This window comes from Pseudoalteromonas sp. B131b, assembly GCF_037162545.1.
GTDB classification, from domain to species: domain Bacteria; phylum Pseudomonadota; class Gammaproteobacteria; order Enterobacterales; family Alteromonadaceae; genus Pseudoalteromonas; species Pseudoalteromonas fuliginea.
Genome location: NZ_JARLUZ010000001.1, coordinates 936,856 through 963,044, shown reverse-complemented (window position 1 = coordinate 963,044; position 26,189 = coordinate 936,856). Strand labels below are relative to the sequence as shown.

The window sequence follows — 26,189 nt, the reverse complement described above, 5'->3', positions numbered from 1 at the left end:
GACTTTATTATGCAAATAACAATATCAAGACAACAATTTTTAAAGCCATTGGTGCAAGTGTCAGGTGCAATAGAGCGCAAACACACACTACCAATTTTATCTAACGTTTTGTTAGTGGTAGAAAACGGACAACTTTCAATGACAGGTACAGACCTTGAAATTGAATTAGTTTCTGGCGTATTTGTAGGTGACGATATTGCCGATACAAAACTAACGTTACCCGCTAAAAAGTTACTCGATATTTGTAAAAGTCTACCAGACGGTTCAGACATTACTTTAAGCTTGCAAGAGCATCAATTACTTTTAACCAGTGGTAAAAGCCGTTTTTCATTAACGACATTATCTGCTGATGATTTTCCTAATCTAGAAGAGTGGGACGGAGAGGTTGAATTTCAACTAACTCGTTTAGAGCTTCGTAAGTTACTCGAAAGCACGCATTTCTCGATGGCGAATCAAGACGTACGTTATTATTTAAATGGTATGTCGTTTGAAGTAGATAATACTGATATAAAAACAGTCGCAACAGATGGCCACCGTTTAGCGATTGCGCAAAAACAGCTAACGCAATCGCTTAATACTCAGCGTCAATTAATAATACCTCGTAAAGGTGTGCAAGAAATAATGCGCCTTATGGTCGCTGATGACGAGTTAGTAACAATTCAGTTTGGCGCTAATCATATCCGTATTATCGATTTAGAGTTTACATTTACAAGTAAGCTAGTTGATGGACGTTTTCCAGATTACCGTCGTGTATTACCGCGTGGTGGCGACAAAGTTATTACAGCTAACCGTGAATGGTTACGTAATGCATTTCAACGTGTGTCTATTTTATCTAATGAAAAGTTTCGTGGTGTACGCTTAAACTTATCAAACGGTTTATTAAAAATTACGGCTAATAATCCAGAGCAAGAACAAGCGGAAGAGGTTGTTGAAGTAAGTTACCAAGGCGCGGATCTAGAAATAGGCTTTAACGTGTCTTACGTATTAGATGTACTAAACACATTGAAAACAGAAGACGTACTATTTACATTAGCCGACTCAAACAGCAGTGCATTAATTGAAGGTGCAGGCGATGAAGAAGCAATGTACGTTGTTATGCCTATGCGTTTATAAGACTATAAATACACAATGAGCTTAAGTCATTTGAGCCTCAAATATTTTCGTAATATTGAGGCGCTGACGCTAGAACCAGTTAACGGCGTTAATATAATATATGGTGAAAATGGCAGCGGAAAAACCAGCCTTTTAGAGGCTATTTATTACCTTTCTCACGGCAAATCTTTTCGTACTCCAAAACACAAAAGTATTATCGCGCATCAGCAAGAGCAGTTTGTAATTCACGGGCGCAAAACAATACACGACTTATCTATTCCAATTGGTATTAGTAAAACCAAAACGGGTGAAACTAATTTAAAAATTCAAGGTAAGGCGAGCCGTAAAATATCAGAACTTGCTCAACTTATGCCGGTACAAATTATTACACCAGAGAGCTATTCTTTATTTTTTGGCGGGCCAAAAGAGCGCAGAAAGTTTTTAGATTTAGGTTTGTTCCACGTGGAACATGAGTTCTTTTTTGTGGCAATCGTTTAATAAAGTACTTAAACAGCGTAATGCGTTGTTAAAAACTAAGCCAAAGAATTATTTTGACCAAATTAAGTTTTGGGACAAAGAATTTGTTAGACTGGCTGAAGAAATAAATAAATTAAGATTGGCGTATATAAGTAGGTTTAAGCAGCAGTTTTTTGATAAAATGTGTGCAGAATTAACGCTTGTACGCGATTTAGAAATGACCTTTAATGCAGGTTGGAAAGAGACTGAATCTCTTGCAGATGCGTTAGAGCAAAACTTTGAGCGAGATGCTCGCCAAGGGTTTACAAGTAAAGGGCCTCATAAGGCCGACTTTAGTTTTAGTGTCGCTGGCAACAGTGTGGAGAATACATTCTCACGCGGTCAATTGAAGTTATTACTATATGCGTTAAAAGTTACGCAAAATAGCTTAATTGAGTCAGAGACAGATAAGCAATCTATATTGCTAATAGATGATCTACCTTCAGAGTTAGGCGAAGATACAAAAGAGAAAGTGGGACAATTACTTGCTCACTGCAGTTCTCAAATTTTTATCTCTTCAATTTTATCTGAAAGTATTTCTGCTGTGGTGGAACCCATGCAACGAGAACTACAAATGTTCCACGTGAAACATGGCAACCTAATAACAAGATAAGTGGGATTAACCATGTCTGAGAATTATGACTCGTCGAGTATTAAAGTACTTAAAGGATTAGACGCAGTAAGAAAGCGTCCTGGAATGTATATTGGGGACACCGATGATGGCACAGGCTTACACCACATGGTGTTTGAGGTCGTTGATAACTCTATCGATGAAGCCCTAGCAGGTCATTGTGATGATATTTATGTAACTATTCACTTAGACGGTTCTGTCTCAGTACGAGATAACGGCCGTGGTATCCCAACTTCTATCCATGAAGAAGAAGGCGTATCAGCAGCCGAAGTTATTATGACGGTACTTCATGCCGGTGGTAAGTTTGATGATAACTCTTATAAAGTATCAGGTGGCTTACACGGTGTTGGTGTTTCTGTTGTAAATGCACTTTCAGAAAAACTAAAACTTACCGTTCGCCGTGAAGGTAAACTACACGAGCAGTTTTACACTATGGGCGTTCCCGATGCACCTTTAGCTGTTATTGGTGACTCAGAAACGACTGGTACAGAACTGCGTTTTTGGCCAAGTGGTGAAACATTCACAAATTTAGATTTTCATTACGAAATTTTAGCTAAGCGTTTACGCGAGCTTTCATTCCTAAATTCAGGTGTGAGCATCATTTTAAATGATGAACGTGAAGAAAATAAATCTGACCACTTTAAATACGAAGGCGGTATTCAAGCTTTCGTAGAATACTTAAACCGTAATAAAACACCTATACATAAAGGTGTATTCCATTTTACTCATGAACGTGAAGAAGATGGTATTAGCGTTGAAGTATCAATGCAGTGGAATGATGCATACCAAGAAAACATTTACTGTTTTACAAATAATATTCCACAACGTGATGGTGGTACTCATTTAGCCGGTTTTAGATCTGCGCTAACACGTACGCTTAACAACTACATGGAAAAAGAAGGCTTTAACAAAAAAGCTAAAACAACCAGTAATGCGACCGGTGATGATGCTCGCGAAGGTTTAACGGCTGTTGTTAGTGTTAAAGTTCCTGATCCTAAGTTCTCATCGCAAACAAAAGATAAGCTCGTTTCAAGCGAAGTTAAATCTGCGGTTGAGCAAGCAATGGCTGAAAAGTTCACTGAGTTTTTATTAGAAAACCCAGTAGATGCCAAAATTGTTGTTGGTAAAATCATTGATGCATCTCGTGCACGTGAAGCGGCGCGTAAAGCCCGTGAAATGACACGACGTAAAGGTGCAATGGACTTAGCAGGCTTGCCGGGTAAGCTAGCTGATTGCCAAGAAAAAGACCCAGCCCAATCTGAACTATATATAGTGGAAGGGGACTCTGCTGGCGGATCAGCCAAGCAGGGACGTAACCGTAAAAACCAAGCTATTCTTCCGCTTAAGGGTAAAATCTTAAACGTAGAAAAAGCACGTTTTGACAAGATGTTATCTTCGCAAGAAGTAGCAACGCTAATTACTGCATTAGGTTGTGGTATTGGACGTGACGAATATAACCCTGAAAAATTACGTTACCATCGTATCATTATCATGACCGATGCGGACGTGGATGGTTCTCACATTCGTACGTTACTACTAACATTCTTCTATCGTCAAATGCCTGAAATTGTAGAACGCGGCTATATTTATATTGCTCAGCCACCACTTTACAAAGTGAAAAAGGGTAAGCAAGAGCGTTATATTAAAGATGATCCAGCATTAGTTGAATACTTAACATCGCTTGCGCTTAATAATGCGGCTTTATATACAAGTGCAGATGCGTCGGCGCTTGAAGGTGAAGCACTAGAGACAATAGTTCATGATTACCAAAACACAGTTAAAGTAATCGAACGCTTAAAACGTAAATACCCAAGTACGGTAATGGAGCGTTTAATTTATCAAAGCGAACTGAAAAAAGAAGACCTTTCAGATGAAGCTAAAGTAATTGAGTGGACTAAAGAGCTAGTAGACGACCTAATAGCACGAGATGAAGATGCGACTATTTTTAATGCTGCAACAGAGCATGATACAGAGCGTAATTTATATTATCCGGTTGTGAATATTCGTCAGCATGGTGTTGATAAATCGCATGTGTTGAGCTATGACTTTATTACCTCACGCGATTACCAACGTATTGCTGTGACTGGTGTTAACATCGCAAATATCATTACAGAAGGCGCTTATATTCAACGTGGAGAGAAAACACTTCCTGTTGATAACTTTGTGGATGCTTTAGAATGGTTGATAGCAGAATCTAAACGTGGTCTATATATTCAGCGTTATAAAGGATTGGGCGAAATGAACCCAAGCCAGCTTTGGGAAACCACAATGGATCCTAGTGCTCGTCGTATGTTACAAGTGACGATCGAAGATGCCGTAGGCGCGGATCAATTATTTGCTACCTTAATGGGTGACCAAGTAGAGCCTCGTCGTGAGTTTATTGAAACTAACGCATTGCGCGTAGTTAACTTAGACGTATAAAAAGAATATTTACACCAAAAAAGGAGCCTGATGGCTCCTTTTTTATTTTCTTCAATTACACAAACTGCTTAAAACCTGAGTGTACACACGGTATACTAAAGGTAATTTTCACGCTACTTCTTAGATAGTAAAAAGCCAAATATGCAAAAATATGACGTAAAAACCTTTCAAGGTTTGATCCTGGCTTTACAGGATTATTGGGCGCAGCAAGGCTGTGTCATTATTCAACCACTTGATATGGAAGTGGGCGCCGGGACATTTCACCCGCAAACATTTTTAAAGTCTATTGGTCCAGAACCAATGTCGAGTGCTTACGTTCAACCGTGTCGTCGTCCTACGGATGGCCGCTACGGTGAAAACCCAAATCGCTTGCAACACTATTACCAATTTCAGGTGGTTTTAAAGCCATCACCAGATAACATCCAAGAGCTTTACTTAGGCTCGTTAGCGGCTATGGGTATCGATACACTAACTCACGAAGTTCGCTTTGTAGAAGATAACTGGGAATCACCTACGTTAGGTGCGTGGGGCCTAGGTTGGGAAATTTGGTTAAACGGCATGGAAGTAACGCAGTTTACCTACTTTCAACAAGTTGGTGGTATTGAGTGTTCACCTGTAACGGGTGAGATCACTTACGGCCTAGAGCGTTTGGCAATGTACATTCAAGGCGTAGATAGTATTTACGACTTAGTATGGGCAGACGGTCCACTAGGGCGCGTAACCTACGGCGACGTGTTCCATCAAAATGAAGTAGAGCAGTCTACTTACAATTTTGAACACGCAAACGTAGAAGACTTATTTGCTCAGTTTGATAAATGTGAAGCAGAGAGCCAAAAGTTAATTGAAGCAAACTTACCACTACCTGCTTACGAGCAAGTAATGAAAGCATCGCATGCATTTAACTTACTAGACGCACGCCACGCAATTTCGGTAACCGAACGCCAACGTTATATTTTACGCGTTCGTGCGTTATCAAAAGCGTGTGCACAAAGTTACTATGACAAACGCGAAGCGCTTGGTTTCCCGCTGTGTAAGGATAAGTAAGTATGTCAGCACAAAATTTATTAGTAGAAATTGGCACAGAAGAGTTGCCACCAAAAGCACTGCGTAAATTAGCAGAAGCCTTTGCTGCAAACTTAACTGCAGAGCTAGAAACACTAGAATTAGCACACCAAGGCGTAAGCTGGTATGCATCGCCTCGTCGTTTAGGTTTACAAGTAAAAGCGCTTGAAGCTAAGCAACAAGACAAAGAAGTTGAAAAGCGTGGTCCAGCAACTAAAGCCGCATTTGACGGTGACGGTAACCCAACAAAAGCAGCAATGGGTTGGGCACGTGGTTGTGGTATTGAAGTAAAAGATGCACAAACACTCGAAACTGACAAAGGCGCTTGGTTATTGCACATTGCTAAAGTAGCAGGGCAAGAAACTAAAACGCTAATGACAGGTGCAATTACTAAAGCATTGGCTAAACTACCGATTCCTAAACCAATGCGTTGGGGCGCGAATAAAACACAATTTATTCGACCAGTGCACACAGTAACTATTTTGTTTGGTGATGAGCTACTTGAAGGCGAAATTCTTGGTAAGAAAATAACTAACCAGCTTCAGGGTCATCGCTTTCACCACCCAGAAAAAATTAGCATAAACCATGCGGACGACGTTTTTGACGTACTTAAATCTGCTTACGTTATTGCTGATTACGAACAACGTAAAGCGCAAATTCGTGCACAAATAGAAGAGGCTGCAAGCGCAGTTAACGCTGTTGTTGCAATGGATGAAGATTTACTAGAAGAAGTAACATCACTTGTAGAGTGGCCAGTGACTTTAACGGCAACATTTGAAGAAGCATTTTTAGATGTACCGGCCGAAGCGTTAATTTACACCATGAAAGACGATCAAAAATACTTCCCGTTATTAGATCAAAACGGCAAACTTTTAAATAAGTTTTTGTTTGTATCTAACATCGAAAGTAAAGATCCAAGTGTGGTTATTTCTGGTAACGAAAAAGTAGTGCGCCCGCGTTTAGCCGATGCACAGTTCTTCTTTGAAACAGATAAAAAGAAAACCCTAGAAAGCCGATTAGAATCGCTTGATAGCGTATTGTTCCAAAAGCAACTTGGTACGCTTAAAGATAAGTCTGAGCGTATTAGTGAACTTGCGGGTTACATTGCTGAGCAATTAGGTGCTGATAAAGTGTTAGCGCAGCGTGCAGGCTTATTAAGTAAAACAGATCTAATGACTGAAATGGTAATGGAATTTACCGACGTACAAGGTGTAATGGGAATGCATTACGCTCGCCACGATGGTGAAGCCGAAGATGTAGCCGTAGCGCAAAACGAGCAGTACATGCCACGATTTGCAGGGGATAACTTACCTACAAACTTAATTAGCTGTGCAGTAGCGATTGCTGATAAGTTTGACACGCTGGTGGGTATTTTTGGTATAGGCCAAGCACCTAAAGGTGACAAAGACCCATTTGCTCTTCGTCGTGCTGCTATTGGTGCACTGCGCATCATGGTAGAAAAAGAACTACCACTTGATATTTTAGACCTAGTCGCTAAATCGCAAACATTGTTTGGCGACAAGTTAACTAACTTAAATGTATCAACTGACGTATTTGAATTTATGCTAGGGCGCTTCCGTGCTTGGTATCAAGACGAAGGTATTGAAGTAGACGTAATTCAAGCAGTGCTTGCACGTCGTCCGACTAAACCTGTTGATTTTGATCGCCGGGTTAAAGCCGTAAGCCACTTCCGTACATTAGACGCAGCAGAAGCGCTTGCAGCGGCTAATAAGCGTGTAGGTAATATTCTGGCTAAAAACGACATTACCAGCCAAGGTAGTGTTGATGAGAGCTTATTAAGCGACGACGCCGAAAAAGTATTGGCATCACAAGTAGCAAAATTTACCACTGACCTTGCACCACTTTATGCAGATGGAAACTACCAAGAGGCATTAAGCCAATTGGCGGGTATTCGTGAAAGTGTTGATAACTTTTTTGACAACGTAATGGTTATGGCCGACGATGAAGCTGTTAAGCAAAATCGTCTTGCGCTTTTAAGCCAGTTAAGCGGATTGTTTTTAGGTATTGCAGATATTTCTGTTTTACAAAAATAACACCGATTAGCAATTTAAAAAGCCAGCGTTTTGCTGGCTTTTTAGTTTTCACTGTATGCAAAGGATACCCATTGATGATTTCTATGAAACGAATTTTAACCTTAGCAATTGCTGGTTTACTTACTGCCTGTACAAGCCAAATTTCGATTAGCGATGTATTGCCACAGCAAGAGCTAGATAAAACAATTTATCTAAGAGGCGACTTTACGCTTTGGGACGCTGAACCTCAGTATCAGTTTTCGCCAGTTGGTCCAGCGCTTTATCAAGCACAAGTTAAATTTTCTAGCCCTGGTAAAGTGTACGAATTTAAAATAGCCGATGCCGATTTTAGTGAAGGCTACAACTGTGGTTACAGCGATGCACAACCAGCAGGGCAAAGCCTAACACTCGGCCAGCCAGCGCTTGCCGACTGTAATACTATTTATAATTACTTTAGCTATACACCCGCAATAAAAGGCACCTACATAGTAAGTATTGATTACAGTGACTACGATAAGCCACAAGTGACGATAACGAAGAAGTGATTTTTAGCTATTTAATAGCCCTAGTGGGTTGATGGATTTGTGACAAGGACGTTGTATGAAAACTAAAGAATGGAACGAAGAAATAAAAATTGATGATATTACTTATCCTGCTGATCAACTAAATAGAAAGCAAGATGCAGAACTGCTGACTAAAATCCTTGTTCGTCGCTCAAACGCAAATAGAACAAAGACTAATAAATCTTCTTACGTAATTAACATTAATGCTGAGTGGGGCGCGGGTAAAACTTACTTTGTAAAACGTTGGGCTGAAGATTTAAAGCATGAACACCCAGTTATTTATATAGATGCTTGGTCGAATGACTTTATGGATTCCCCCATAATTACTGTACTAGCTGAAATTCAAGAGCAGCTTCTAAAAACAGTTAATCAAAGTTACTTAAGTAAAGAAAAGAAAAAGCGTTTTGAAAATATAGGTATATCTGTATTACCAAAAATTTTAGCAGCATTGGTTAAGCGATATGGTGGCTTTGATATTGAAGACCTATTTGTAGACGAAAACTCTGACACAGATACTTCGTCATCAACACAAAACAATAAACCATTAGATTTGTCAGCTGCTATGGAAGCAATGACTACGCAAGCGTTTAAAGAGCATAGTGACTATAAGAAGGGAGTAAAAGAGCTAAAGGACACTATTAAAGAGTTAGTAAAATACTCGATTGAAAAGCCAAAAGGAGGCTTGCAAGCAATAACTCGAAGTTATCCTGCGTTTATATTTATAGATGAGTTAGATCGATGTCGACCAACTTATGCCGTAGAAATGCTTGAAGCGATAAAACATATTTTCGATATTGAAGGGCTAGTGATTGTAGTATCAACTCATACGGAAGAGTTACAGCATACGATAAAAGCTTTGTATGGAAATGACTTTAATGCTGATAATTATTTAAGGAGGTTCTTCGATACAAAATACCATCTAGATGTTGGGATTTCCGCGAGTTTACTAGAAGCAAACTGCGATTTTACTGTATTAGATAATCAATATCTTGAACAAAAAAGCATTTTACTGTTTCCGCTTTTATCTCAAGGGGATGATATAAAAAAACAACTATCTTCGTTTATCGCTGAAATTTCTAATTGGCAAAATTTAGCACCTAGATCAGCTATACAATTAGCAGATAGATTACTTACAAGTATAGAGTTAATTGGCGAAGAGAAAACAGTAGATATTCTGGTTCTACTAATCTTACTTTGCTTATATATGTTCAATAAACCTCAATATGACTATGTGTGTTTGATCTTCAAAGATAACCCGTTTGTTATTAACAATAAAGTTACTGACTTAAAGCTTTCAGCTAAAGAGTTAAATTTGTCTGGATACTTGAAGGAAATGATCAACTCTGCCAAGCTCTTAGGCAGGAGCAAACAGTCACCTATTTCAGATGGCTATGAGCGACAAACACTTATGAAGCATTTTTCAGAGTTTTCAAAGATGGATCTTTTTACTTATCTTCGTAGCTTTCAAAATGTATTAAAAAGAGGTGACAATATAAAAGAGACTAACTACTTAAATACGTTTGGTTATGATGGGAGAGGCGTTATCAGTGAATCTCAGCTATTAGAAGCTCACATGACATTCTCCGGAGTAAATAGTTTTACTGCAAATGATTACTTGAATCTAATTGGCTTAACAAGTAAATTTGCTGACAATTAATAACTTTAAAGCCCTTTCTTCACCACATATCTATACGGTGCTTCTTCTGCATCTTTAGCCACCAGCGTGTGATCCATAAACGTACAAAAGCTTGGAATGTCGCGAGTTGTTGATGGGTCATCAGCAGTTATTAATAACGTTTCACCATCATTCATTTTGCGAATAGCAGCACGTACCATCATTACTGGCTCTGGGCAGCGAAGGCCTATGGCATCTAATTGGTGATCGGGATTATCAAAGCTCATAATAAATTGGCCTGTTTAATTAAAGTGATTGCTGTGTACGCGAGTGCTTAGGTATAGCAATTAGTAAGTTTGGCAGTTTAACGCAATTTTAAGTGTAATTTAACTATTTTACTTATCTTAATATGCCCATTTCATTTGAAACATTATTGCTGCAAAACACGTTATTTAATAATACGCCCGATCACATAATTACGCTGTTACATGCTTGTTTGATAAAGGGACGTTTTTATAAATGAAGCTAATAAAAAAGGCGAACTGAATAAAATCAGTTCGCCTTTTTAATCACCAAGATGGTTTTACATGTTTAAGCTAATTAGTCTTGAACACGTTCAAATACAGTGGCAATGCCTTGGCCTAAACCAATACACATAGTTGCTAAACCGTATCGTACATTTTTGTCTTCCATTAAGTGAATAAGCGATGTGCTAATACGCGAACCCGAACAACCCAGTGGGTGACCAAGTGCAATTGCGCCGCCATTTAAATTCACTTTTTCGTCAACAACATCCATTAACCCTAAATCTTTCATTACAGGTAATGATTGTGCTGCAAAGGCTTCGTTAAGTTCTACTACGCCTAGGTCATCAATTGTAATACCGGCTTGTGCAAGTGCTTTTTTACTTGCTGGTACTGGGCCGTAACCCATAATTGATGGATCGCAACCAGCGACTGCCATTGCTTTAATGCGCGCACGAATTGGCAAACCAAGTTCTTTTGCTTTTTCTTCGCTCATTACTAACATTGCAGATGCGCCGTCAGAAAGTGCTGAAGAAGTACCGGCTGTTACCGTACCTGATGCAGGATTAAATACAGGGCGAAGCTTTGATAGACCTTCTACTGTTGTTTCTGGGCGAATTACTTCGTCGTCTTCAACTAAGATAAGCGAACCATCTGCATCGTGACCTTCCATTGCTAAAATTTCGCGACGGAAACGGCCCTCAACAGTTGCAGCTTGTGCACGTTGATGTGAGCGATAAGCAAATTCATCTTGTTGCTCACGGCTAATGCCATGAAGCGTAGCAAGGTATTCTGCTGTTAAGCCCATAGAGCCAGACGCTTGTGCAATTGATGTTGCTAAGCCTGGGTGAAAGTCGTTGCCGTGAGTCATAGGTACGTGACCCATGTGCTCAACACCACCAATTAGGTAAGTGTCGCCAGCGCCTGTCATTATTGCGCGTGCTGCGTCATGCAATGCTTGCATAGAAGAGCCACATAAACGGTTAACCGTAACAGCAGGAACGCTGTGCGGAATACCGGCAAGCAATGATGCGTTACGTGCTACGTTAAAGCCTTGCTCTAATGTTTGCTGTACACAACCCCAATAAATATCGTCAATTGATGCTGGATCAACTGCTGGGTTGCGATCTAGTAAGCCTTTCATTAAATGTGCGCTTAAGTCTTCTGCACGTTTATGTTTGAATACACCACTTTTAGAGCGACCCATTGGTGTGCGGATACAATCTACAATTACTGGATTATTCATGATATTAACCTTCCACCTTATAGAAAACACGACCTTCTTCGGCCCACTTGCGAGTTTGCTCAGATACTTGGTAAATCGCACCTAGGTGAGCGTATTTGTCTGCTGCTGCAACAAAGTTAGCTAAACCAGTTTGATCTAAGTAACGGAACGCGCCGCCTCTAAATGGAGGGAAACCAACACCGTAAACTAATGCCATATCTGCTTCTTGCGGCGAGGCAACAATGCCTTCTTGCAAGCACAGTAGCACTTCGTTGATCATTGGAATCATACAACGGTCGATGATTTCTTGTTTATCAAATTCTTTTGGTGCGTCTGTAATTGGGCTTAATAGCTCAATTGCTGTCTCGTCATGAGACTTTTTAAGACGACCGCGACGATCTGTTTCGTATTTGTAAAAACCGGCTTTGTTCTTTTGACCAAAACGTTTTTCGTTGGCAAAAATAGTCACAGGGTCTTTATCAGCACGCGCCATACGCTCAGGGAAACCGTCAGCCATTACGCCAGTACAATGGAACGCTGTATCAATACCTACAACATCAAGTAGGTAAGCCGGACCCATAGGCCAGCCAAATACGTTTTCCATAACTTTATCTACTTTTGCAAAGTTAGCGCCTTCAACCACTAATTTGCTAAAACCTGCAAAGTAAGGGAATAAAACACGGTTTACAAAAAAGCCTGGGCAATCGTTAACAACAATTGGCGATTTACCTAATTTAAGCGCGTAATCAACTACTGCATTAATTGTTTTATCTGAGGTTTTTGCACCACGGATAATTTCTACTAATGGCATTTTTGGCACTGGATTGAAAAAGTGCATACCACAGAAGTTTTCTGGCTTATCTAGCGCTTGTGCTAGTAAATCAATACAAATAGTTGATGTGTTTGAAGTAAGTACCGTGCCTTCTGGCATGGTCTTTTCAAGATCAGCGAGTACTGCTTGCTTAACTTTCGGGTTTTCTACAACGGCTTCAACAATAATGTTGGCACTTTGTAGGTCTGACGCGTTAAGTGTTGGCTTAATTTTGCTAAGTGTTGCCAACATTTTTTCCATTGGCATGTGTCCACGCTTAACTTTTGCACCTAATAACTTAGACGCTTCACCCATACCTAAATCAAGCGCATCTTGTTGGATGTCTTTCATTATAATAGGTGTACCTTTATAAGCAGACTGGTATGCAATACCGCCACCCATAATACCAGCACCTAATACAGCGGCTTGCTTAATTTCTACATCGCTGTGCTTAGCAAATTTACGTGCTTTGCCTTTAATGTATTGGTCAGCTAGGAATATACCTGTTTGTGCAGCTGCTTCTGGTGTACGTGCTAATTTAGCAAAGTTGGCATTTTCGATTGCCATTGCTTCATCGCGAGTACAGTTTGCCGCTGCTTTAATAGTACGTACAGCCATAACCGGTGCAGGATAGTGGCCTTTGGTTTTACCCATTACCATACCTTCTGCCATAGCGAAGCTCATGCCTTGCTCAACACGGTTTAATTTAAGTGGCTGTAGTTTTACGTTGCGTTTTGCTTGCCAATCTAGCTTGCCTGCAATCGCTAACTCAAGTGTTGATAGACTTGACTCTAAAAGTTTGTCAGCACTAACTACTGCGTCAAACGCACCTACTTTAAGTGCATCTGCTGCGCGGTTTTCTGCACCTGAGGTAATCCACATCATCGCGTTATCGGCGCCAATGATGCGTGGTAAGCGCACTGTGCCGCCAAACCCTGGCATTATGCCAAGTTTAACTTCTGGTAGGCCCATTTTAGCTGTTTCGCTTGCTACACGATAATCGGTAGCAAGTGCCCACTCACAACCACCGCCAAGTGCCAAGCCGTTTATGGCGCTTAGGGTTGGGAATGGTAAATCTTCGATTGCGTCGAAAATATCGGTCGCATTTTTGATCCACACTACTAATTCTTCTTCAGGTCTAGTAAATGTAGGTAAAAATTCGAAGATGTCGGCACCAATAATAAAGTGCTCTTTATCACTGGTAAAAATCATGCCTTTGATATCAGAATTGGCGGCTAATTCTTTTAATGCTGCTGCGCAATCTGAAAGAGTTTTTTGAGATAATGTGTTTACAGAACCTGCAACACAAAACTTAAACTCGGCGATGTTTTCCTTTAGGAAGCTAACTTCAAAGGAATCGCTTTTATATAACATTATTATTCTCCCTAGTTGACGAACTAAGACTGGTACGATGAGTTTGCATTTCAATCAGTGTGCTTGCTTTAAATTAAAAATGCAACGAAAAATTTAACCCGGTTACAATCGACTGGTTAAAATATAGCTGGTTTGGTGCTAAGGTGGTTGAAAAGTTTTTATTCACTACTTTAATTTTTTATTAAAGGACATTATGAAAAAATATTTATTAAGCATTGCGGCAGCTGCATTCATTTTCCCTCTTCATTCTGCCGAGGCAAGTATTGATAACGATGCATTTTTAGATGCTGAAAAAAAGTCCGTCATGGAAGTTATCAAGATTTTAAACAAGCGGTTAGTAACCTTAACCATCCGTTAAAGCCGTATGTTGAAAAAACGTATTGGCAACGACATCCTAATATTAAATACCAGTCAGAAATAGAAAACTACTTAACTATTTATCAGCATACGCCCCTTGAATGGCCGGTGCGTAAAGCATGGTTAGCGTATTTAAAAAAGAAAAATAAAAAAGCGGCATATATTAATAATTACCGTGAAACATCAAATACAGAGCTTACGTGCACTTATTTGGATTTTCAGCTTGATTTAGGTGCACCTGAAAAAGCAATACTAAATCAAGTAACCGATCTATGGACTGTCGGAAAGTCGCAACCGCAAGAGTGCGACGGGCTTTTTTCAGTGTGGCGTAAAAAAGGTTACATGGATAAAGAAACTGTTTGGCAGCGAATTACGCTTGCAGCCGAAGGTGGCAAGCAAAGTTTATTACCTTACTTAAAAACGTTATTACCTAAAAATGAGCGCTACTTGGCTGATTTATATCTAAAGGTGCGTCGAGACCCTAGTGCTTCTGCTGGTTTATATCGATACAAAAAAAGTCAGCTAAAGAAGGGCAAATAGCAATTTATGGTGTTAAGCGTTTGGTTTGGCGCGATAAAACACTCGCTTTAAAAGCATGGGAAAAGATAGAAAAAATATTTAAGTACAGCGACGAAGAAAAAGCGGATGTGTATTACACCTTTGCGTTGTCACTTGCTTCAAGTGGGCATAAGCAAGCGAGTTTTTGGCTAAATAAAGTGCCAAAAGAGCGACTAGACAGCAAGCTTATTCAATGGCAATTGGGCAATATGCTCAAAACCCAAGATTGGGAGGGGATTGCTGCATTTTTTACAGGGAAAGAAAATTTAAGCCTCGGCCAGCAATATTGGTTAGCTTATAGCTATGCACAACGTGGCGAGCAGCAAAAAGCAGACGATATTTGGAAAAAAGTAGCGACTAATCGTGATTATTATGGCTTTTTAGCTGCCGCACGCTTAGGGTTGCCAGTTGATTTAAATAATGAGCCTTTAATAGTTGATAAGGTACTGGTAGATAACGTTAGTAATGCACCAGGCTTTAAACGAGCAAAAGCGCTTTATGATCTTGAGCGCTTCACGTCGGCTCGCCGTGAGTGGAATTACTTAACTGATACCTCTAGTGATGAAGAAAAGCTAGCTGCATCACAACTATCTACAGACTTGGGCTGGCACGACAGTACTATTTTTACTTTAGCAAAAATTAAAGCGTGGGATAACGTAGAGCAACGTTTTCCGTTTGCGTTTCAAGATGTATTTGAACGCTACAGTAAACGCAGCAAAATAGATGTGGCGTGGAGTATTGCTATTGCAAGGCGTGAAAGCTCTTTTGCCCCTGATGCACGCTCTCACGCTAATGCACGTGGTTTAATGCAATTATTGCCAAGTACGGCCAAATATGTAAATAAAGGCAGTGTGTCGAGTAATCGATTATATCAGCCTAAAACAAATATTAGGTTAGGTACCAGTTATCTACAGTATTTAAAAAAGAAGAACCATGGCAACGAAATACTAGCAACGGCTTCATATAATGCAGGGTATCACCGCGTTAAACGCTGGCTACCTGATGAGGCTATTCCGGCTGAATTATGGGTGGAGCTTATTCCGTATCGTGAAACCCGTGATTATGTAAAAAATGTGTTTGCGTATCGTCAGGTTTACCATACTAGAATGGGCCGAGAAGGAAATGTTCTCGCGCCATTGCTTCAAATGAAAATGGGCGGTTAGTAAATATAAGTTTAAAGTGGGGGGATATTTACATGCTAGATACCCCTTTTTTGAGCGCTTTGCGGATAATACCAATTTTATTAAAACATGATCATTCTAGCGCATTAAATAACTACGTTAAAAATTATTTATATAGAACAACTATGTATCATAATTTTAGCCTTGTTATTAAGCTATTTTCTTATCGCTATAATAGATCATTAATTTAATGCAATTGGTATAAGTGGTAGACTCAGAGCAAGTTAAATTTAACAGATGGATTAACAATGGATAAATTAGCCGTTTTATACGCCGAACATATTGCAACACTGCAACAGCGTACTCGTACAATTTGTAATAGCGAAGGGTTAGAAGGATTAGTAATTCATTCAGGCCAAGCTAAGCGCCAGTTTTTAGATGATATGTATTATCCATTTAAAGTTAATCCACAGTTTAAAGCATGGTTACCGGTTATTGATAATCCTCATTGCTGGATTGTGGTAAATGGCAGCGACAAGCCAAAACTCATATTTTACCGTCCAGTAGATTTTTGGCATAAAGTGCCAGACGAGCCTCGCGACTTTTGGGCCGAGTACTTTGATATAGAGCTACTACTTCAGCCTGATCAAGTAGAAAAGTTATTACCATACGATAAAGCTAAATATGCTTACATGGGTGAATACATTGAAGTAGCGCAAGCCCTTGGTTTTAGTATTATGAACCCTGAGCCTGTACTTAACTATTTTCATTACCACCGCGCTTATAAAACGCAGTACGAACTTGAATGTTTACGCAACGCTAACCGCATTGCAGTAGATGGGCATAAAGCTGCACGCGATACATTTTTTAATGGTGGTAGCGAGTTCGACATTCAGCAAGCGTATTTAATGGCGACACGCCAAAGCGAAAATGAAATGCCGTACGGCAACATTGTTGCGCTTAACGAAAACTGCGCTATTTTGCATTACACGCACTTTGATCCAAAAGCGCCACACACTCATAACTCATTTTTAATTGATGCCGGTGCAAACTTTAATGGTTATGCCGCTGATATTACTCGTACGTATGATTTCAAAAAGCAAGGTGAGTTTGCTGAGCTTGTACAAGCGATGACAGTTCAACAAATCGAGTTAGGTAAAGGTTTAAAGCCGGGTATGCTTTATGGTGATTTACACGTTGAATGCCATAACCGTATCGCACAAATACTCAGTGACTTTAAAATTGTTAACCTACCCGCGACAGAAATTGTTGAGCGTAAAATTACCTCTACTTTCTTCCCGCATGGACTAGGGCATCACCTTGGTTTACAAGTGCATGATATGGGCGGTTTTATGAGTGACGAAAAGGGCACACATCAACCATCGCCTGAAGGGCATCCGTTCTTGCGTTGTACTCGCCTGATCGAAAAAAACCAAGTGTTTACTATTGAGCCTGGTTTATACTTTATTGATTCACTGCTTGGTGATTTAGCACAAACCGATAATAAGCAGTTTATTAACTGGGAAAAGGTAGAGTCATTTAAACCATTTGGCGGCATTCGTATTGAAGATAACATTATTGTTCACGAAGATAGCCTAGAAAATATGACACGAGATTTAGCGCTCGATTAATTCTAGTTAACACCAATTAGTTTATACACGTTAAAATACGTACATTATTTAAAGGGGCCTTTTGGCCCCTTTTTACAAGTTTAAAATATGTCTGAATATAAATACCCTGCTGCTGACGTTTTTCATCAAGAAGAAATTAAAAAAAGTACGTTTATAGTTCACATTGCACACACCCCCGATTTAAATTCAGCTAAAGCATTTATTAAAAGCATTGAAGAAAAGTATAGCGATGCGCGTCATAACTGTTGGGCACATGTGGCAGGCAACCCCGGTGGCAGCCATGTTTATGGTTTTTCGGACGATGGTGAACCAAATGGCACTGCAGGAAAGCCTATGTTAAATGTGCTGGTGGGTTCAGGCCTTGGCGAAATCACAGCTGTCGTCACACGTTACTTTGGCGGCATAAAATTAGGCACTGGCGGACTAGTACGTGCTTATGGTGGCTCACTAAACAATGCGTTAGTGAAGTTGCAAACAGTGCTTAAAGTTCCCAGTGTTGAAATTACAGGGAGTAGCGAGTACAGCATGCAAGGCGCGATTGAGCAGTTATTAAAAACAAAGTATCAAGTGCTTAATATTGATAAGCAATTTACTGCTAATATTGAATGGGTGATTACAATAGATAGCCGCGAAGCGCAGCAAGCAATCAAAGATATTTTTGATTTAAGTCACGGCGCAGTTGAGTTAACGATTAAAGAGTAATAACCTACACAAATTGCATGTAATGCATATTCACTCTATTTAATTTGGTTGATACTACTCAACCTGAATTTACTAATAATAAAAGCGATAAGCTAAATGCAATTTCGTACCATCATAAAAATTCTTGGCCAACTCGTTGCGCTGTTTAGTATTACCATGGTGCCCTCAGCACTGGTGTCTTTAATATATAAAGACGGTGGTGGTGTTCCTTTTGTTTTAGCATTTATCTTTAGTGTTGTTATTGGCATGATGGCTTATTACCCAAACCGTCATGAAAATGGTGACTTAAAAGCACGTGAAGGCTTTTTAATTGTTGTTTTGTTTTGGTTGGTACTTGGGGCATTTGCATCGTTACCGCTTATATTTTTACAAGAACCGAATTTATCGCTCGCTGATGCGGTATTTGAAGCATTTTCTGGCTTAACAACCACAGGCGCTACAGTGCTTACCGGTATTGAGTATTTACCCAAATCGGTGTTGTTTTATCGCCAGCAACTCCAGTGGTTTGGCGGTATGGGTATAATCGTACTCGCCGTCGCTATACTGCCTATGTTAGGCGTGGGTGGTATGCAGTTGTACCGCGCTGAAATTCCAGGCCCGGTAAAAGATTCAAAAATGACTCCACGGATTGCTGATACAGCTAAGCATCTTTGGTACATTTATGTGTCGCTTACGTTGACATGTATGCTCGCTTATTGGGCGGCAGGAATGAGCTGGTTTGATGCTATCTGCCATGCATTTTCTACAGTGGCGATAGGCGGCTTTTCTACTTATGACGCATCGATAGGTCACTTTGATAGCCCTGTCATTAACTTTATTTGTGTATTCTTTTTAATTATTGCTGCAATTAATTTTTCGCTACATTATGCCGCTGTATCGAGCCGAAACGTAAGAGTTTATTTACGTGACCCTGAATTTAAAGTTTTCCTATGCATTCAGCTTGCACTTGTAGTTATTTGTTTTACGGTGCTTTCGTCAAATGAAATATATGCTAATGGCGACGAAACCCTCGATCAGGCTTTATTCCAAGCAGTATCAATGAGTACAACGGCAGGCTTTGCTACTGATAACTTTTCAACATGGCCTTTGTTTTTACCTATTTTACTTATATTTTCGAGCTTTATTGGTGGCTGTGCAGGCTCTACCGGTGGTGGTATGAAGGTCGTTCGCGTATTTTTACTTTATTTGCAGGGCGTGCGTGAGCTTAATCGTTTGGTGCATCCTCGTGCTATATATTCAATTAAGTTGGGTCGAAAGGCGTTGCCAGATAAAGTGGTAGAAGCTGTGTGGGGCTTTTTCTCTGCTTATGCGCTGGTGTTTATTATTATTATGTTAGCGCTTATGGGCACGGGTATGGATAACATAACGGCGTTCTCTGCCACTGCTGCTTGTTTAAATAATTTAGGTCCAGGTTTGGGTGATGTAGCATCGCATTATGGCGCGATAACTGATGGCGCTAAATGGTTACTTACTATTGCGATGGTGTTTGGCCGGTTAGAAATATTTACTTTACTTGTGTTATTTACGCCAACGTTTTGGCGTGGATAAAGCTAACTGTTTTATTTAAAAAATACATTACAAGGGAGAGAATATGCCAATAAGCAATCTTAATAATATAATTATTGGCAGCTTGGTCGATCTAGAAATTTTAACGCCTACCAGTAGTAAACGTATTAAGACTGAGATGGTGGGATTACTTGATGATAAATTTATTATTTTAAATTATCCAAGCTCAAAACGCTTACCTGCGGCAAGTGATTATTTACGTGACGGTATAACCGTTGTCGTGAGGGCTTTAATAGAAGGCAGCGGTGGGAAAGTAATTGCGTTTCGTCAGAAAATTATGTCTATTTCTTCTCATCCGGCTCGGCTTATTTTTATAAACTTTCCTGAGCAGGTTCAGTTATTTAGTTTGCGTTCGCAAACGCGTATCCCTACTTTATTACCTGCAAAGCTAAAACTAAGTGACGACAGAGTACTCGAAGGTGTTATTAAAGATATCTCATTAACGGGAGTTATGTTTGATGTTAGAAGTAATAAAGAGCTTGAAAGTATAAAAGATATGCAATGTACTATTATGCTAGATAGCAGTGCGCAAAATTTTGAAGGCGAGGTGTGTAGTGTTAAAGAGCATGATGCGGGGATCAGGTGTGGTATTAAACTATTAGCCAGTGAAGATGAAATGAATACCTTTATGAAAGAGCACTTTATTGATCCCTCCATGCTCGAATTCGAAGTCGGTTAAAAGAGATTTCGCTATTTTGCAACAAAATAGCGATTGCCTGCTTTATAGATGAAAATTATTTGGTTATTATTTTTAATAATTAAATAAATAATATAAAACAGTAACTTAAAATAATAAAAGATTACCGTAATCTAATTTCATGTAATAAACCCAACCCAAATAAAGCTAATTTTTTGCTTTAAACCTCATCTAAAATATCTAAATTCATAATTTGTGGTTTTTTAATCTAAATTAACCTCTTGTTTTTATTGTCTATTTTGTTTTTTCATATCGCTGTGTTGCTAAAAAGCAACAGGAAAACACTTGAAATTTATCCATATCACGATTTTATACTGTTAACCAAATGAAAAATAACAGCTTTTAAAAGTTGGCACCTAAGTTGTAATAGTCATGGTGTACTGAACTTAAGCGTGATTTAAAGTAAGACACCTTAATCGCACACACATAAATTTGAAGGATACATATTATGAAACGCATTAATAAAACACTAGCACTTATTGCATTAGCATCTTCTTCAGCCGCTTTTGCTGCAACAGATTTTGATACACTTGATGTAGATGGCAGTGGCACAATTAGCCAAGCAGAAGCATCAGTAGATGCAAAGTTAATGAGCATGTTCTCAGAACTTGATACTGACCAAAATGGTGAGTTATCAAAAAAAGAATTTTCAGAAGCTTAATTAACAAGTATTTATCCTGAGTTGCCACAGACAACCTAAGTAGGCAAGGAGCTTACGAAAGAGGGTAACAAGGAAGTGAAAAATTACGTTTAAGCTAAACGAAGCAACTTTTTTGATAGAACATTGAAGGATTAAACTATGAAACATTTAAATAAAGCACTGGCACTTATAGCTATAGCGTCTTCTTCAGTTGTATTTGCAGCATCAGACTTTAATAGCCTTGATATAGATGGTAGCGGCACAATTAGCCCAAGTGAAGCGGCAGTCGACACCGATTTAATGGCTGAATTTATCGAGCTAGATACCGACGGTAGCGGTGAGCTTTCTAAAGAAGAGTTCGCTAATTACTAGTTAACCAGAGTTCAGGTTAATTAATCTTTTTCAGATTAAACATTTTTCACAGTCAGGGATCTTTGAAAAGGACTTCCTCTTTATTATTTAGGAAATTATTATGAAAACATTAAACACAACACTGGCCGTCATCATTTTAGCATCGTCGTCAGCTGCGTATGCCGCCGTTGATTTTGCCTCTTTTGATATCGATAGTGACGGGGTTATCACCAAGCAAGAAGCGCAAGTTAACGCGCAGTTAGTGAAATTATTTGATGACTTAGACACTGACGGGAATGGTGAGCTTTCTAAAGAAGAGTTTGCAAAAGTACAGTAACTCTAAAATGATAATTAACACGCGATTATCAACGATTAAAGCCGCCTTCGCCAGCGGCTTTTTATACGTCATAAGACTACAAAAATATAGCACTTACCTGAAATAGTTTTTCTACTACATTAATGTGTTTTTTATCGATTAAAAACATAATAACGTGATCGCCTGACATAATAATGGTGTCGTCATGAGCAATGAGTACGTCGTCATTTCGTACAATTGCCCCAATCGTTGTACCTGCAGGAAGTTTTATATCTGCAATAGCACGGCCAACCACCTTTGATGTATTCTCATCACCATGGGCTACCGCTTCAATCGCCTCTGCTGCACCTTTGCGTAATGAGTAGACGTTAACAATGTCGCCACGACGTACATGTGTTAGTAATGCCGAAATGGTGGCTTGTTGAGGAGATATGGCAATGTCTATTTCTCCCCCTTGTACTAAATCAACGTAAGCACCACGCTGAATAAGTACCATTGTTTTTTGTGCGCCCATACGTTTTGCAAGCATGGCTGACATAATATTTGCTTCATCGTCATTGGTTACGGCAATAAATACATCAACTTGATCAATATGCTCTTCTGAGAGTAATTCTTGATCTGATGCGTCACCACAAAATACAACTGTGTTATCTAGCATTTCTGAGAGTTGCTCAGCACGCTCTTTGCTACGCTCAATTAATTTAACAGTGTGGTTTTTTTCAAGTGAGCGGGCAAGGCCCGCGCCAATGTTACCGCCACCCGCAATCATAATTTTTTTGTAAGAACGTTCAAGTTTTTGTAGTTCGTTCATTACTGCGCGTATATGTTTTGTAGCGGCAATAAAAAATACTTCGTCATCGGCTTCAATGACCGTTGTACCTAGTGGTTTGATTGCTTTACCTTGGCGGTAAATAGCGGCAACACGGGTTTCTACATTAGGGATGTGTTCTTTAAGTGCAGACAATGCATAACCGACGAGTAAACCGCCATAATAGGCTTTCACTGCAACTAACGAGAGCATGCCATCGGCAAACTGCAATACCTGTAATGCGCCAGGGTAGTCGATTAAGCGACGAATGTACTTGGTCACGAGTGCTTCTGGGGCAATGTAATGATCGATTGGCAAGTCGTCGTTCTGAAAAAGTTTCTCGCGGTATTTTAAATATTGCTCTGAGCGAATACGGGCAATTTTAGTGGGCGTTTTAAAAATACTGTACGCCACTTGGCATGCAACCATGTTTACTTCATCTGAACTGGTTACTGCAATAACCATATCGGCGTCTTCAGCTCCAGCTTGACGTAATACATCAGGATGCGCACTGTGTCCTACTACACCTTGTAAGTCGTACTTATCTTGAAGTTCACGTAATCGGTTACCATCTATATCAACGACTGTAATTTCATTCTGTTCGCCTACTAAATTCTCAGCGAGTGTTGCGCCTACTTGGCCAGCACCGAGTATGATTATTTTCATTATTTACCCGTGTTATAAGTAGCAATTAAGAGCCATTTTTAAATTATAAAAATGGCTAATTTACAGTTCATTAATTTTAGATTTTTTTAACTAGCTTAGCGTAATAAAATCCATCGCTTTCGCCTGGTAGTAGCTGTAACCCTGGCATTGTAACGGTGTCTTTGTCATGCAGAGGAATGTGCTCTGCATCGTCATTATTAGCTAAAAACTTAGCTACTTGTTGCTGATTTTCTTGTGGAAGAACCGAACATGTAGCGTATACCAATGTACCACCTGGTTTTAAAAGTGGCCAAATACTATTGAGTATATCACCTTGTAACTTAGCTAAATCTTCGATGTCTGATGCGCGACGTAACCATTTTATGTCAGGGTGGCGGCGAATTACACCAGTGGCCGAACAAGGCACATCAAGCAAAATACGATCAAATAATTTTTCGTCCCACCAAGTATGTGGTTGCGAGGCATCACCACATTGCAAGTCTGCACCTAAGCCAATACGGGTAAGGTTTTGCTTAACACGTTCAAGTCGAGTTGAGTCGCTATCGAGTGCAAGTACGTCTGCGTCAGCAAGTTCTAATATGTGACAGGTTTTTCCGCCAGGTGCTGCACAGGCATCTAAAATAGTGTCATCTGCTTTAGGCTCTAAAAAGCGTGCTGCAAGTTGTGCTGCGGCATCTTGTACTGAACATGCACCTGTATCAAACTCTGGTAAGGAAAATACATCGCGTGGTTTAGCGAGCTTAATACCGTCTATAAAGTCAGGATTTAAGGTATGTTCAATATCGTTCGCCGTTAGCATATCGCTGTATTCTTGCGTGCTATATTGTGCTTGATTCACACGTAACCACATAGGTGCTTGTTGTTGGTTTTCTGCAAGTATGTCTTCCCAACTATCTGGGTAGGCCTCTTTTACTTGTTTGATAAACCAATTAGGGTGGTTGTATAAACACACAGGGATAAGCTTCGCTTTTTCTTCAAGCTCAATTTGCTGGCGTTGAAAACTACGTAATATAGCGTTAATAAGCCCTTTTAAACCTAAAGCACGTAATTGAGCAAGTGCATTTACAGTTTCAGATATTGCTGCGTGCGGCGGTACACGCATGTGTTGTAGTTGATAAATACCTACATATAATAAAAATTGAAATATTCTGCGTTTACCTTTTAGTGGATCTTCCACTAAATGTTGGCAGTAGTTTTCAAGGCTAGGTAAGTAGCGTAAAACGCCATAACAAATTTGTTGTAGTAGCGCTTTGTCTTTTGGTGGTAAGCCTTGGCTAGCAAATGGCAGTTCTTGATTAAGCGAAGCGCCTTTATCAACTACGTTATATAAAGTTTCAGCGGCAAGCGCTCGTACGTTTTGAACATTACTCATTGTTTTCGCCTAATACTGTGCCAGGGGTAACCCAGTCACTACGACCATTTAAAAAGTCGTTAATTGCCATTGGTTTTTTACCTTGCGGTTGTAATTGCGTAATACATAAAGCATGTTCACCACACGCCACTACTACGCCATTTTTGTCGCTTGATAAAATTTGCCCAGGATTACCTGATTGCGAGGTAACCTGCGCTTGATAAATCTTTACTGTTTGCCCACTCATTTGAGTAAAGCACACAGGCCATGGGTTAAAAGAGCGAATGTTTCGCTCAATTTGCAGCGCACTCATGGACCAGTCTATATTAGCTTCCTCTTTAGAAAGCTTTTTAGCGTAGTTAGCAAGTTCATCGTTTTGAGGTTCAGGCGTGATCTCACCATTAGCTAATTTATTAATGGTTTCAATTAACGCATCTGGACCTAGCTCAGCAAGCTTGGTATATAAACTAGCGCTAGTTTCTGTCGTGCTAATAGGGCAGCGGCTTATATGTAGCATATCGCCGGTATCTAGCCCTTCATCCATTTGCATTATTGTTACGCCGGTTTGTTCATCACCAGCCCAAATTGCGCGTTGAATAGGTGCAGCACCGCGCCAGCGCGGTAATATAGAACCATGCACATTTAAACAACCTAAACGTGGAGCTTCTAAAATAGCTTTAGGTAAAATTAAGCCATACGCTACAACAATCATAATGTCGGCATTTAAGCTTGTTAGCTCTGCTAGTGCTTCATCATTTTTTAATGACTGTGGCTGAAAAACCGGTAAGTTGTGCTCAAGCGCTAGCGCTTTTACTTCACTGGCTTTTAATTTTTTACCACGACCGGCAGGGCGGTCTGGCTGGCTATATACCCCCACTATTTGATGTTCGCTTTGTATTAGCGCTTGTAAATGACGTGCGGCAAAATCCGGCGTACCGGCAAATATAATGCGTAATGGTTGAGTCACTGAGTTTTCCTAAGGTGCTTATTACTGTTCTGCAAACTTGGCTTCTTTTTCAAGCTTTTTACGAATACGTTGGCGCTTTAATGGAGATAAGTAATCAATGAATAGCTTACCTTGAAGGTGATCTAGTTCGTGTTGAATACAAATGGCCAGCAGTTCGTCTGCATCTAGTACAAATTCTTCGCCGTTTTCGTTAAGTGCAGAGACTGTTACTGTTTCTGCGCGGTCAACTTTTGCATACGAGTTAGGTACTGATAAACAGCCTTCTTCGCTAATAGTTGAGCCATCTTTTTTGATGATTTGTGGATTAATTAATACCAGTGGCTCATCACGCTCTTCTGATACGTCAATAACAACAATTCGTTGATGGATATCTACTTGTGTAGCAGCAAGCCCTATACCATTTTCATCATACATAGTTTCCAGCATATCTTTAACAATTTGGCGTACTGTATCGTCAACTTGAGCAACTTCTTTTGCTATTGTACGTAAACGTTCATCTGGAAATCTTAAAACTTCTAACCTAGCCATAGTTACCTTTTTCACTTGTGCTTAATTTAGGGTATTGTATGCTCTTATTTTAGCCATTCACGT

At 39.7% G+C, this 26,189-nt stretch carries 20 protein-coding genes and 2 pseudogenes; 15 read left to right on the top strand and 7 right to left on the bottom strand.

Annotated features, from left to right (window positions below):
- The first annotated feature begins 9 nt into the window (after nt 1-9).
- From dnaN to P4S65_RS04435, 7 genes and pseudogenes are all read left to right on the top strand, one after another.
- Nucleotides 10-1,113 (top strand): DNA polymerase III subunit beta, encoded by a 1,104-nt coding sequence (gene dnaN, locus P4S65_RS04465; protein WP_007377651.1) that lies wholly within the window; start codon nt 10-12, stop codon nt 1,111-1,113.
- 15 nt (nt 1,114-1,128) lie between these two features.
- Nucleotides 1,129-2,221 (top strand): annotated as a pseudogene (recF, locus tag P4S65_RS04460) (DNA replication/repair protein RecF).
- Between the two features lie 12 nt (nt 2,222-2,233).
- On the top strand, nt 2,234-4,660 hold the full coding sequence (gene gyrB, locus P4S65_RS04455) for a DNA topoisomerase (ATP-hydrolyzing) subunit B (RefSeq protein ID WP_033040338.1): 2,427 nt from the start codon (nt 2,234-2,236) through the stop codon (nt 4,658-4,660).
- Nucleotides 4,661-4,801: 141 nt separating this feature from the next.
- Entirely contained in the window at nt 4,802-5,704 is a 903-nt protein-coding gene (glyQ, locus tag P4S65_RS04450) for a glycine--tRNA ligase subunit alpha (RefSeq protein WP_007377648.1), read from the top strand.
- A gap of 2 nt (nt 5,705-5,706) precedes the next feature.
- Nucleotides 5,707-7,776 (top strand): glycine--tRNA ligase subunit beta, encoded by a 2,070-nt coding sequence (glyS, locus tag P4S65_RS04445; protein WP_096792166.1) that lies wholly within the window; start codon nt 5,707-5,709, stop codon nt 7,774-7,776.
- Nucleotides 7,777-7,850: 74 nt separating this feature from the next.
- The gene (locus P4S65_RS04440) at nt 7,851-8,300 is read left to right on the top strand and encodes a hypothetical protein (RefSeq protein ID WP_337119654.1); all 450 of its coding nucleotides are present in this window, start codon (nt 7,851-7,853) and stop codon (nt 8,298-8,300) included.
- Between the two features lie 55 nt (nt 8,301-8,355).
- Nucleotides 8,356-9,975 carry a KAP family P-loop NTPase fold protein gene (locus P4S65_RS04435; protein ID WP_337119653.1) on the top strand — a complete coding sequence of 540 codons (1,620 nt, stop codon included), beginning with the start codon at nt 8,356-8,358 and terminating at the stop codon, nt 9,973-9,975.
- Nucleotides 9,976-9,980: 5 nt separating this feature from the next.
- Here P4S65_RS04435 and tusA read toward each other — a convergent pair whose 3' ends face one another.
- The 3 genes from tusA to fadB form a co-directional block, all read right to left on the bottom strand.
- Nucleotides 9,981-10,220 carry a sulfurtransferase TusA gene (tusA, locus tag P4S65_RS04430; RefSeq protein WP_004335190.1) on the bottom strand — a complete coding sequence of 80 codons (240 nt, stop codon included), beginning with the start codon at nt 10,218-10,220 and terminating at the stop codon, nt 9,981-9,983.
- Nucleotides 10,221-10,533: 313 nt separating this feature from the next.
- Nucleotides 10,534-11,703, bottom strand: coding sequence for an acetyl-CoA C-acyltransferase FadA (fadA, locus tag P4S65_RS04425; protein WP_024597185.1), 1,170 nt, complete (start codon nt 11,701-11,703; stop codon nt 10,534-10,536).
- A gap of 4 nt (nt 11,704-11,707) precedes the next feature.
- Nucleotides 11,708-13,867 carry a fatty acid oxidation complex subunit alpha FadB gene (fadB, locus tag P4S65_RS04420; protein ID WP_337119652.1) on the bottom strand — a complete coding sequence of 720 codons (2,160 nt, stop codon included), beginning with the start codon at nt 13,865-13,867 and terminating at the stop codon, nt 11,708-11,710.
- Nucleotides 13,868-14,060: 193 nt separating this feature from the next.
- Here fadB and P4S65_RS04415 point away from each other — a divergent pair.
- The 8 genes and pseudogenes from P4S65_RS04415 to P4S65_RS04380 all read left to right on the top strand — a co-directional run bounded on the left by P4S65_RS04415 (nt 14,061) and on the right by P4S65_RS04380 (nt 21,827).
- A pseudogene (locus tag P4S65_RS04415) lies at nt 14,061-15,945 on the top strand (transglycosylase SLT domain-containing protein).
- Nucleotides 15,946-16,211: 266 nt separating this feature from the next.
- The gene (pepQ, locus tag P4S65_RS04410) at nt 16,212-17,534 is read left to right on the top strand and encodes a Xaa-Pro dipeptidase (RefSeq protein WP_007377641.1); all 1,323 of its coding nucleotides are present in this window, start codon (nt 16,212-16,214) and stop codon (nt 17,532-17,534) included.
- A gap of 87 nt (nt 17,535-17,621) precedes the next feature.
- Nucleotides 17,622-18,236, top strand: a complete 615-nt coding sequence (locus tag P4S65_RS04405) for a YigZ family protein (protein WP_007377640.1) — start codon at nt 17,622-17,624, stop codon at nt 18,234-18,236.
- 96 nt (nt 18,237-18,332) lie between these two features.
- The gene (locus P4S65_RS04400; RefSeq protein WP_337119651.1) at nt 18,333-19,784 is read left to right on the top strand and encodes a TrkH family potassium uptake protein; all 1,452 of its coding nucleotides are present in this window, start codon (nt 18,333-18,335) and stop codon (nt 19,782-19,784) included.
- Between the two features lie 43 nt (nt 19,785-19,827).
- Nucleotides 19,828-20,481, top strand: a complete 654-nt coding sequence (locus P4S65_RS04395) for a flagellar brake domain-containing protein (protein ID WP_033031142.1) — start codon at nt 19,828-19,830, stop codon at nt 20,479-20,481.
- Between the two features lie 466 nt (nt 20,482-20,947).
- Entirely contained in the window at nt 20,948-21,160 is a 213-nt protein-coding gene (locus tag P4S65_RS04390; RefSeq protein WP_337119650.1) for an EF-hand domain-containing protein, read from the top strand.
- Nucleotides 21,161-21,298: 138 nt separating this feature from the next.
- Nucleotides 21,299-21,511: a calmodulin gene (locus tag P4S65_RS04385; protein WP_007377636.1), complete on the top strand. Its 213-nt coding sequence runs from the start codon at nt 21,299-21,301 to the stop codon at nt 21,509-21,511.
- A gap of 100 nt (nt 21,512-21,611) precedes the next feature.
- Nucleotides 21,612-21,827 carry a calmodulin gene (locus P4S65_RS04380; protein WP_007377635.1) on the top strand — a complete coding sequence of 72 codons (216 nt, stop codon included), beginning with the start codon at nt 21,612-21,614 and terminating at the stop codon, nt 21,825-21,827.
- Nucleotides 21,828-21,903: 76 nt separating this feature from the next.
- On the opposite strand, the gene trkA is transcribed toward P4S65_RS04380, so the two are convergent.
- From trkA to def, 4 genes are all read right to left on the bottom strand, one after another.
- Nucleotides 21,904-23,280, bottom strand: coding sequence for a Trk system potassium transporter TrkA (gene trkA / locus P4S65_RS04375; protein ID WP_007377634.1), 1,377 nt, complete (start codon nt 23,278-23,280; stop codon nt 21,904-21,906).
- Nucleotides 23,281-23,356: 76 nt separating this feature from the next.
- Complete coding sequence (rsmB, locus tag P4S65_RS04370) at nt 23,357-24,652, bottom strand: 16S rRNA (cytosine(967)-C(5))-methyltransferase RsmB (RefSeq protein ID WP_033040320.1); 1,296 nt, start codon at nt 24,650-24,652, stop codon at nt 23,357-23,359.
- Nucleotides 24,645-25,598, bottom strand: a complete 954-nt coding sequence (gene fmt, locus P4S65_RS04365) for a methionyl-tRNA formyltransferase (RefSeq protein ID WP_008138058.1) — start codon at nt 25,596-25,598, stop codon at nt 24,645-24,647. Before fmt ends, rsmB begins: the two co-directional genes overlap by 8 nt.
- A 21-nt stretch (nt 25,599-25,619) precedes the next feature.
- A complete protein-coding gene (gene def / locus P4S65_RS04360) occupies nt 25,620-26,126 on the bottom strand; it encodes a peptide deformylase (protein ID WP_007377631.1) in 507 nt (168 codons plus the stop codon).
- Between the last annotated feature and the right edge of the window lie 63 nt (nt 26,127-26,189).

What these genes read in the sequence shown, in the direction of transcription:
- dnaN (WP_007377651.1), top strand. Translation starts at nt 10, where the DNA reads ATGCAAATAACAATATCAAGACAACAATTTTTAAAGCCATTGGTGCAA.
- gyrB (WP_033040338.1), top strand. Translation starts at nt 2,234, where the DNA reads ATGTCTGAGAATTATGACTCGTCGAGTATTAAAGTACTTAAAGGATTA.
- glyQ (WP_007377648.1), top strand. Translation starts at nt 4,802, where the DNA reads ATGCAAAAATATGACGTAAAAACCTTTCAAGGTTTGATCCTGGCTTTA.
- glyS (WP_096792166.1), top strand. Translation starts at nt 5,707, where the DNA reads ATGTCAGCACAAAATTTATTAGTAGAAATTGGCACAGAAGAGTTGCCA.
- P4S65_RS04440 (WP_337119654.1), top strand. Translation starts at nt 7,851, where the DNA reads ATGATTTCTATGAAACGAATTTTAACCTTAGCAATTGCTGGTTTACTT.
- P4S65_RS04435 (WP_337119653.1), top strand. Translation starts at nt 8,356, where the DNA reads ATGAAAACTAAAGAATGGAACGAAGAAATAAAAATTGATGATATTACT.
- tusA (WP_004335190.1), bottom strand. Translation starts at nt 10,220, where the DNA reads ATGAGCTTTGATAATCCCGATCACCAATTAGATGCCATAGGCCTTCGC.
- fadA (WP_024597185.1), bottom strand. Translation starts at nt 11,703, where the DNA reads ATGAATAATCCAGTAATTGTAGATTGTATCCGCACACCAATGGGTCGC.
- fadB (WP_337119652.1), bottom strand. Translation starts at nt 13,867, where the DNA reads ATGTTATATAAAAGCGATTCCTTTGAAGTTAGCTTCCTAAAGGAAAAC.
- pepQ (WP_007377641.1), top strand. Translation starts at nt 16,212, where the DNA reads ATGGATAAATTAGCCGTTTTATACGCCGAACATATTGCAACACTGCAA.
- P4S65_RS04405 (WP_007377640.1), top strand. Translation starts at nt 17,622, where the DNA reads ATGTCTGAATATAAATACCCTGCTGCTGACGTTTTTCATCAAGAAGAA.
- P4S65_RS04400 (WP_337119651.1), top strand. Translation starts at nt 18,333, where the DNA reads ATGCAATTTCGTACCATCATAAAAATTCTTGGCCAACTCGTTGCGCTG.
- P4S65_RS04395 (WP_033031142.1), top strand. Translation starts at nt 19,828, where the DNA reads ATGCCAATAAGCAATCTTAATAATATAATTATTGGCAGCTTGGTCGAT.
- P4S65_RS04390 (WP_337119650.1), top strand. Translation starts at nt 20,948, where the DNA reads ATGAAACGCATTAATAAAACACTAGCACTTATTGCATTAGCATCTTCT.
- P4S65_RS04385 (WP_007377636.1), top strand. Translation starts at nt 21,299, where the DNA reads ATGAAACATTTAAATAAAGCACTGGCACTTATAGCTATAGCGTCTTCT.
- P4S65_RS04380 (WP_007377635.1), top strand. Translation starts at nt 21,612, where the DNA reads ATGAAAACATTAAACACAACACTGGCCGTCATCATTTTAGCATCGTCG.
- trkA (WP_007377634.1), bottom strand. Translation starts at nt 23,280, where the DNA reads ATGAAAATAATCATACTCGGTGCTGGCCAAGTAGGCGCAACACTCGCT.
- rsmB (WP_033040320.1), bottom strand. Translation starts at nt 24,652, where the DNA reads ATGAGTAATGTTCAAAACGTACGAGCGCTTGCCGCTGAAACTTTATAT.
- def (WP_007377631.1), bottom strand. Translation starts at nt 26,126, where the DNA reads ATGGCTAGGTTAGAAGTTTTAAGATTTCCAGATGAACGTTTACGTACA.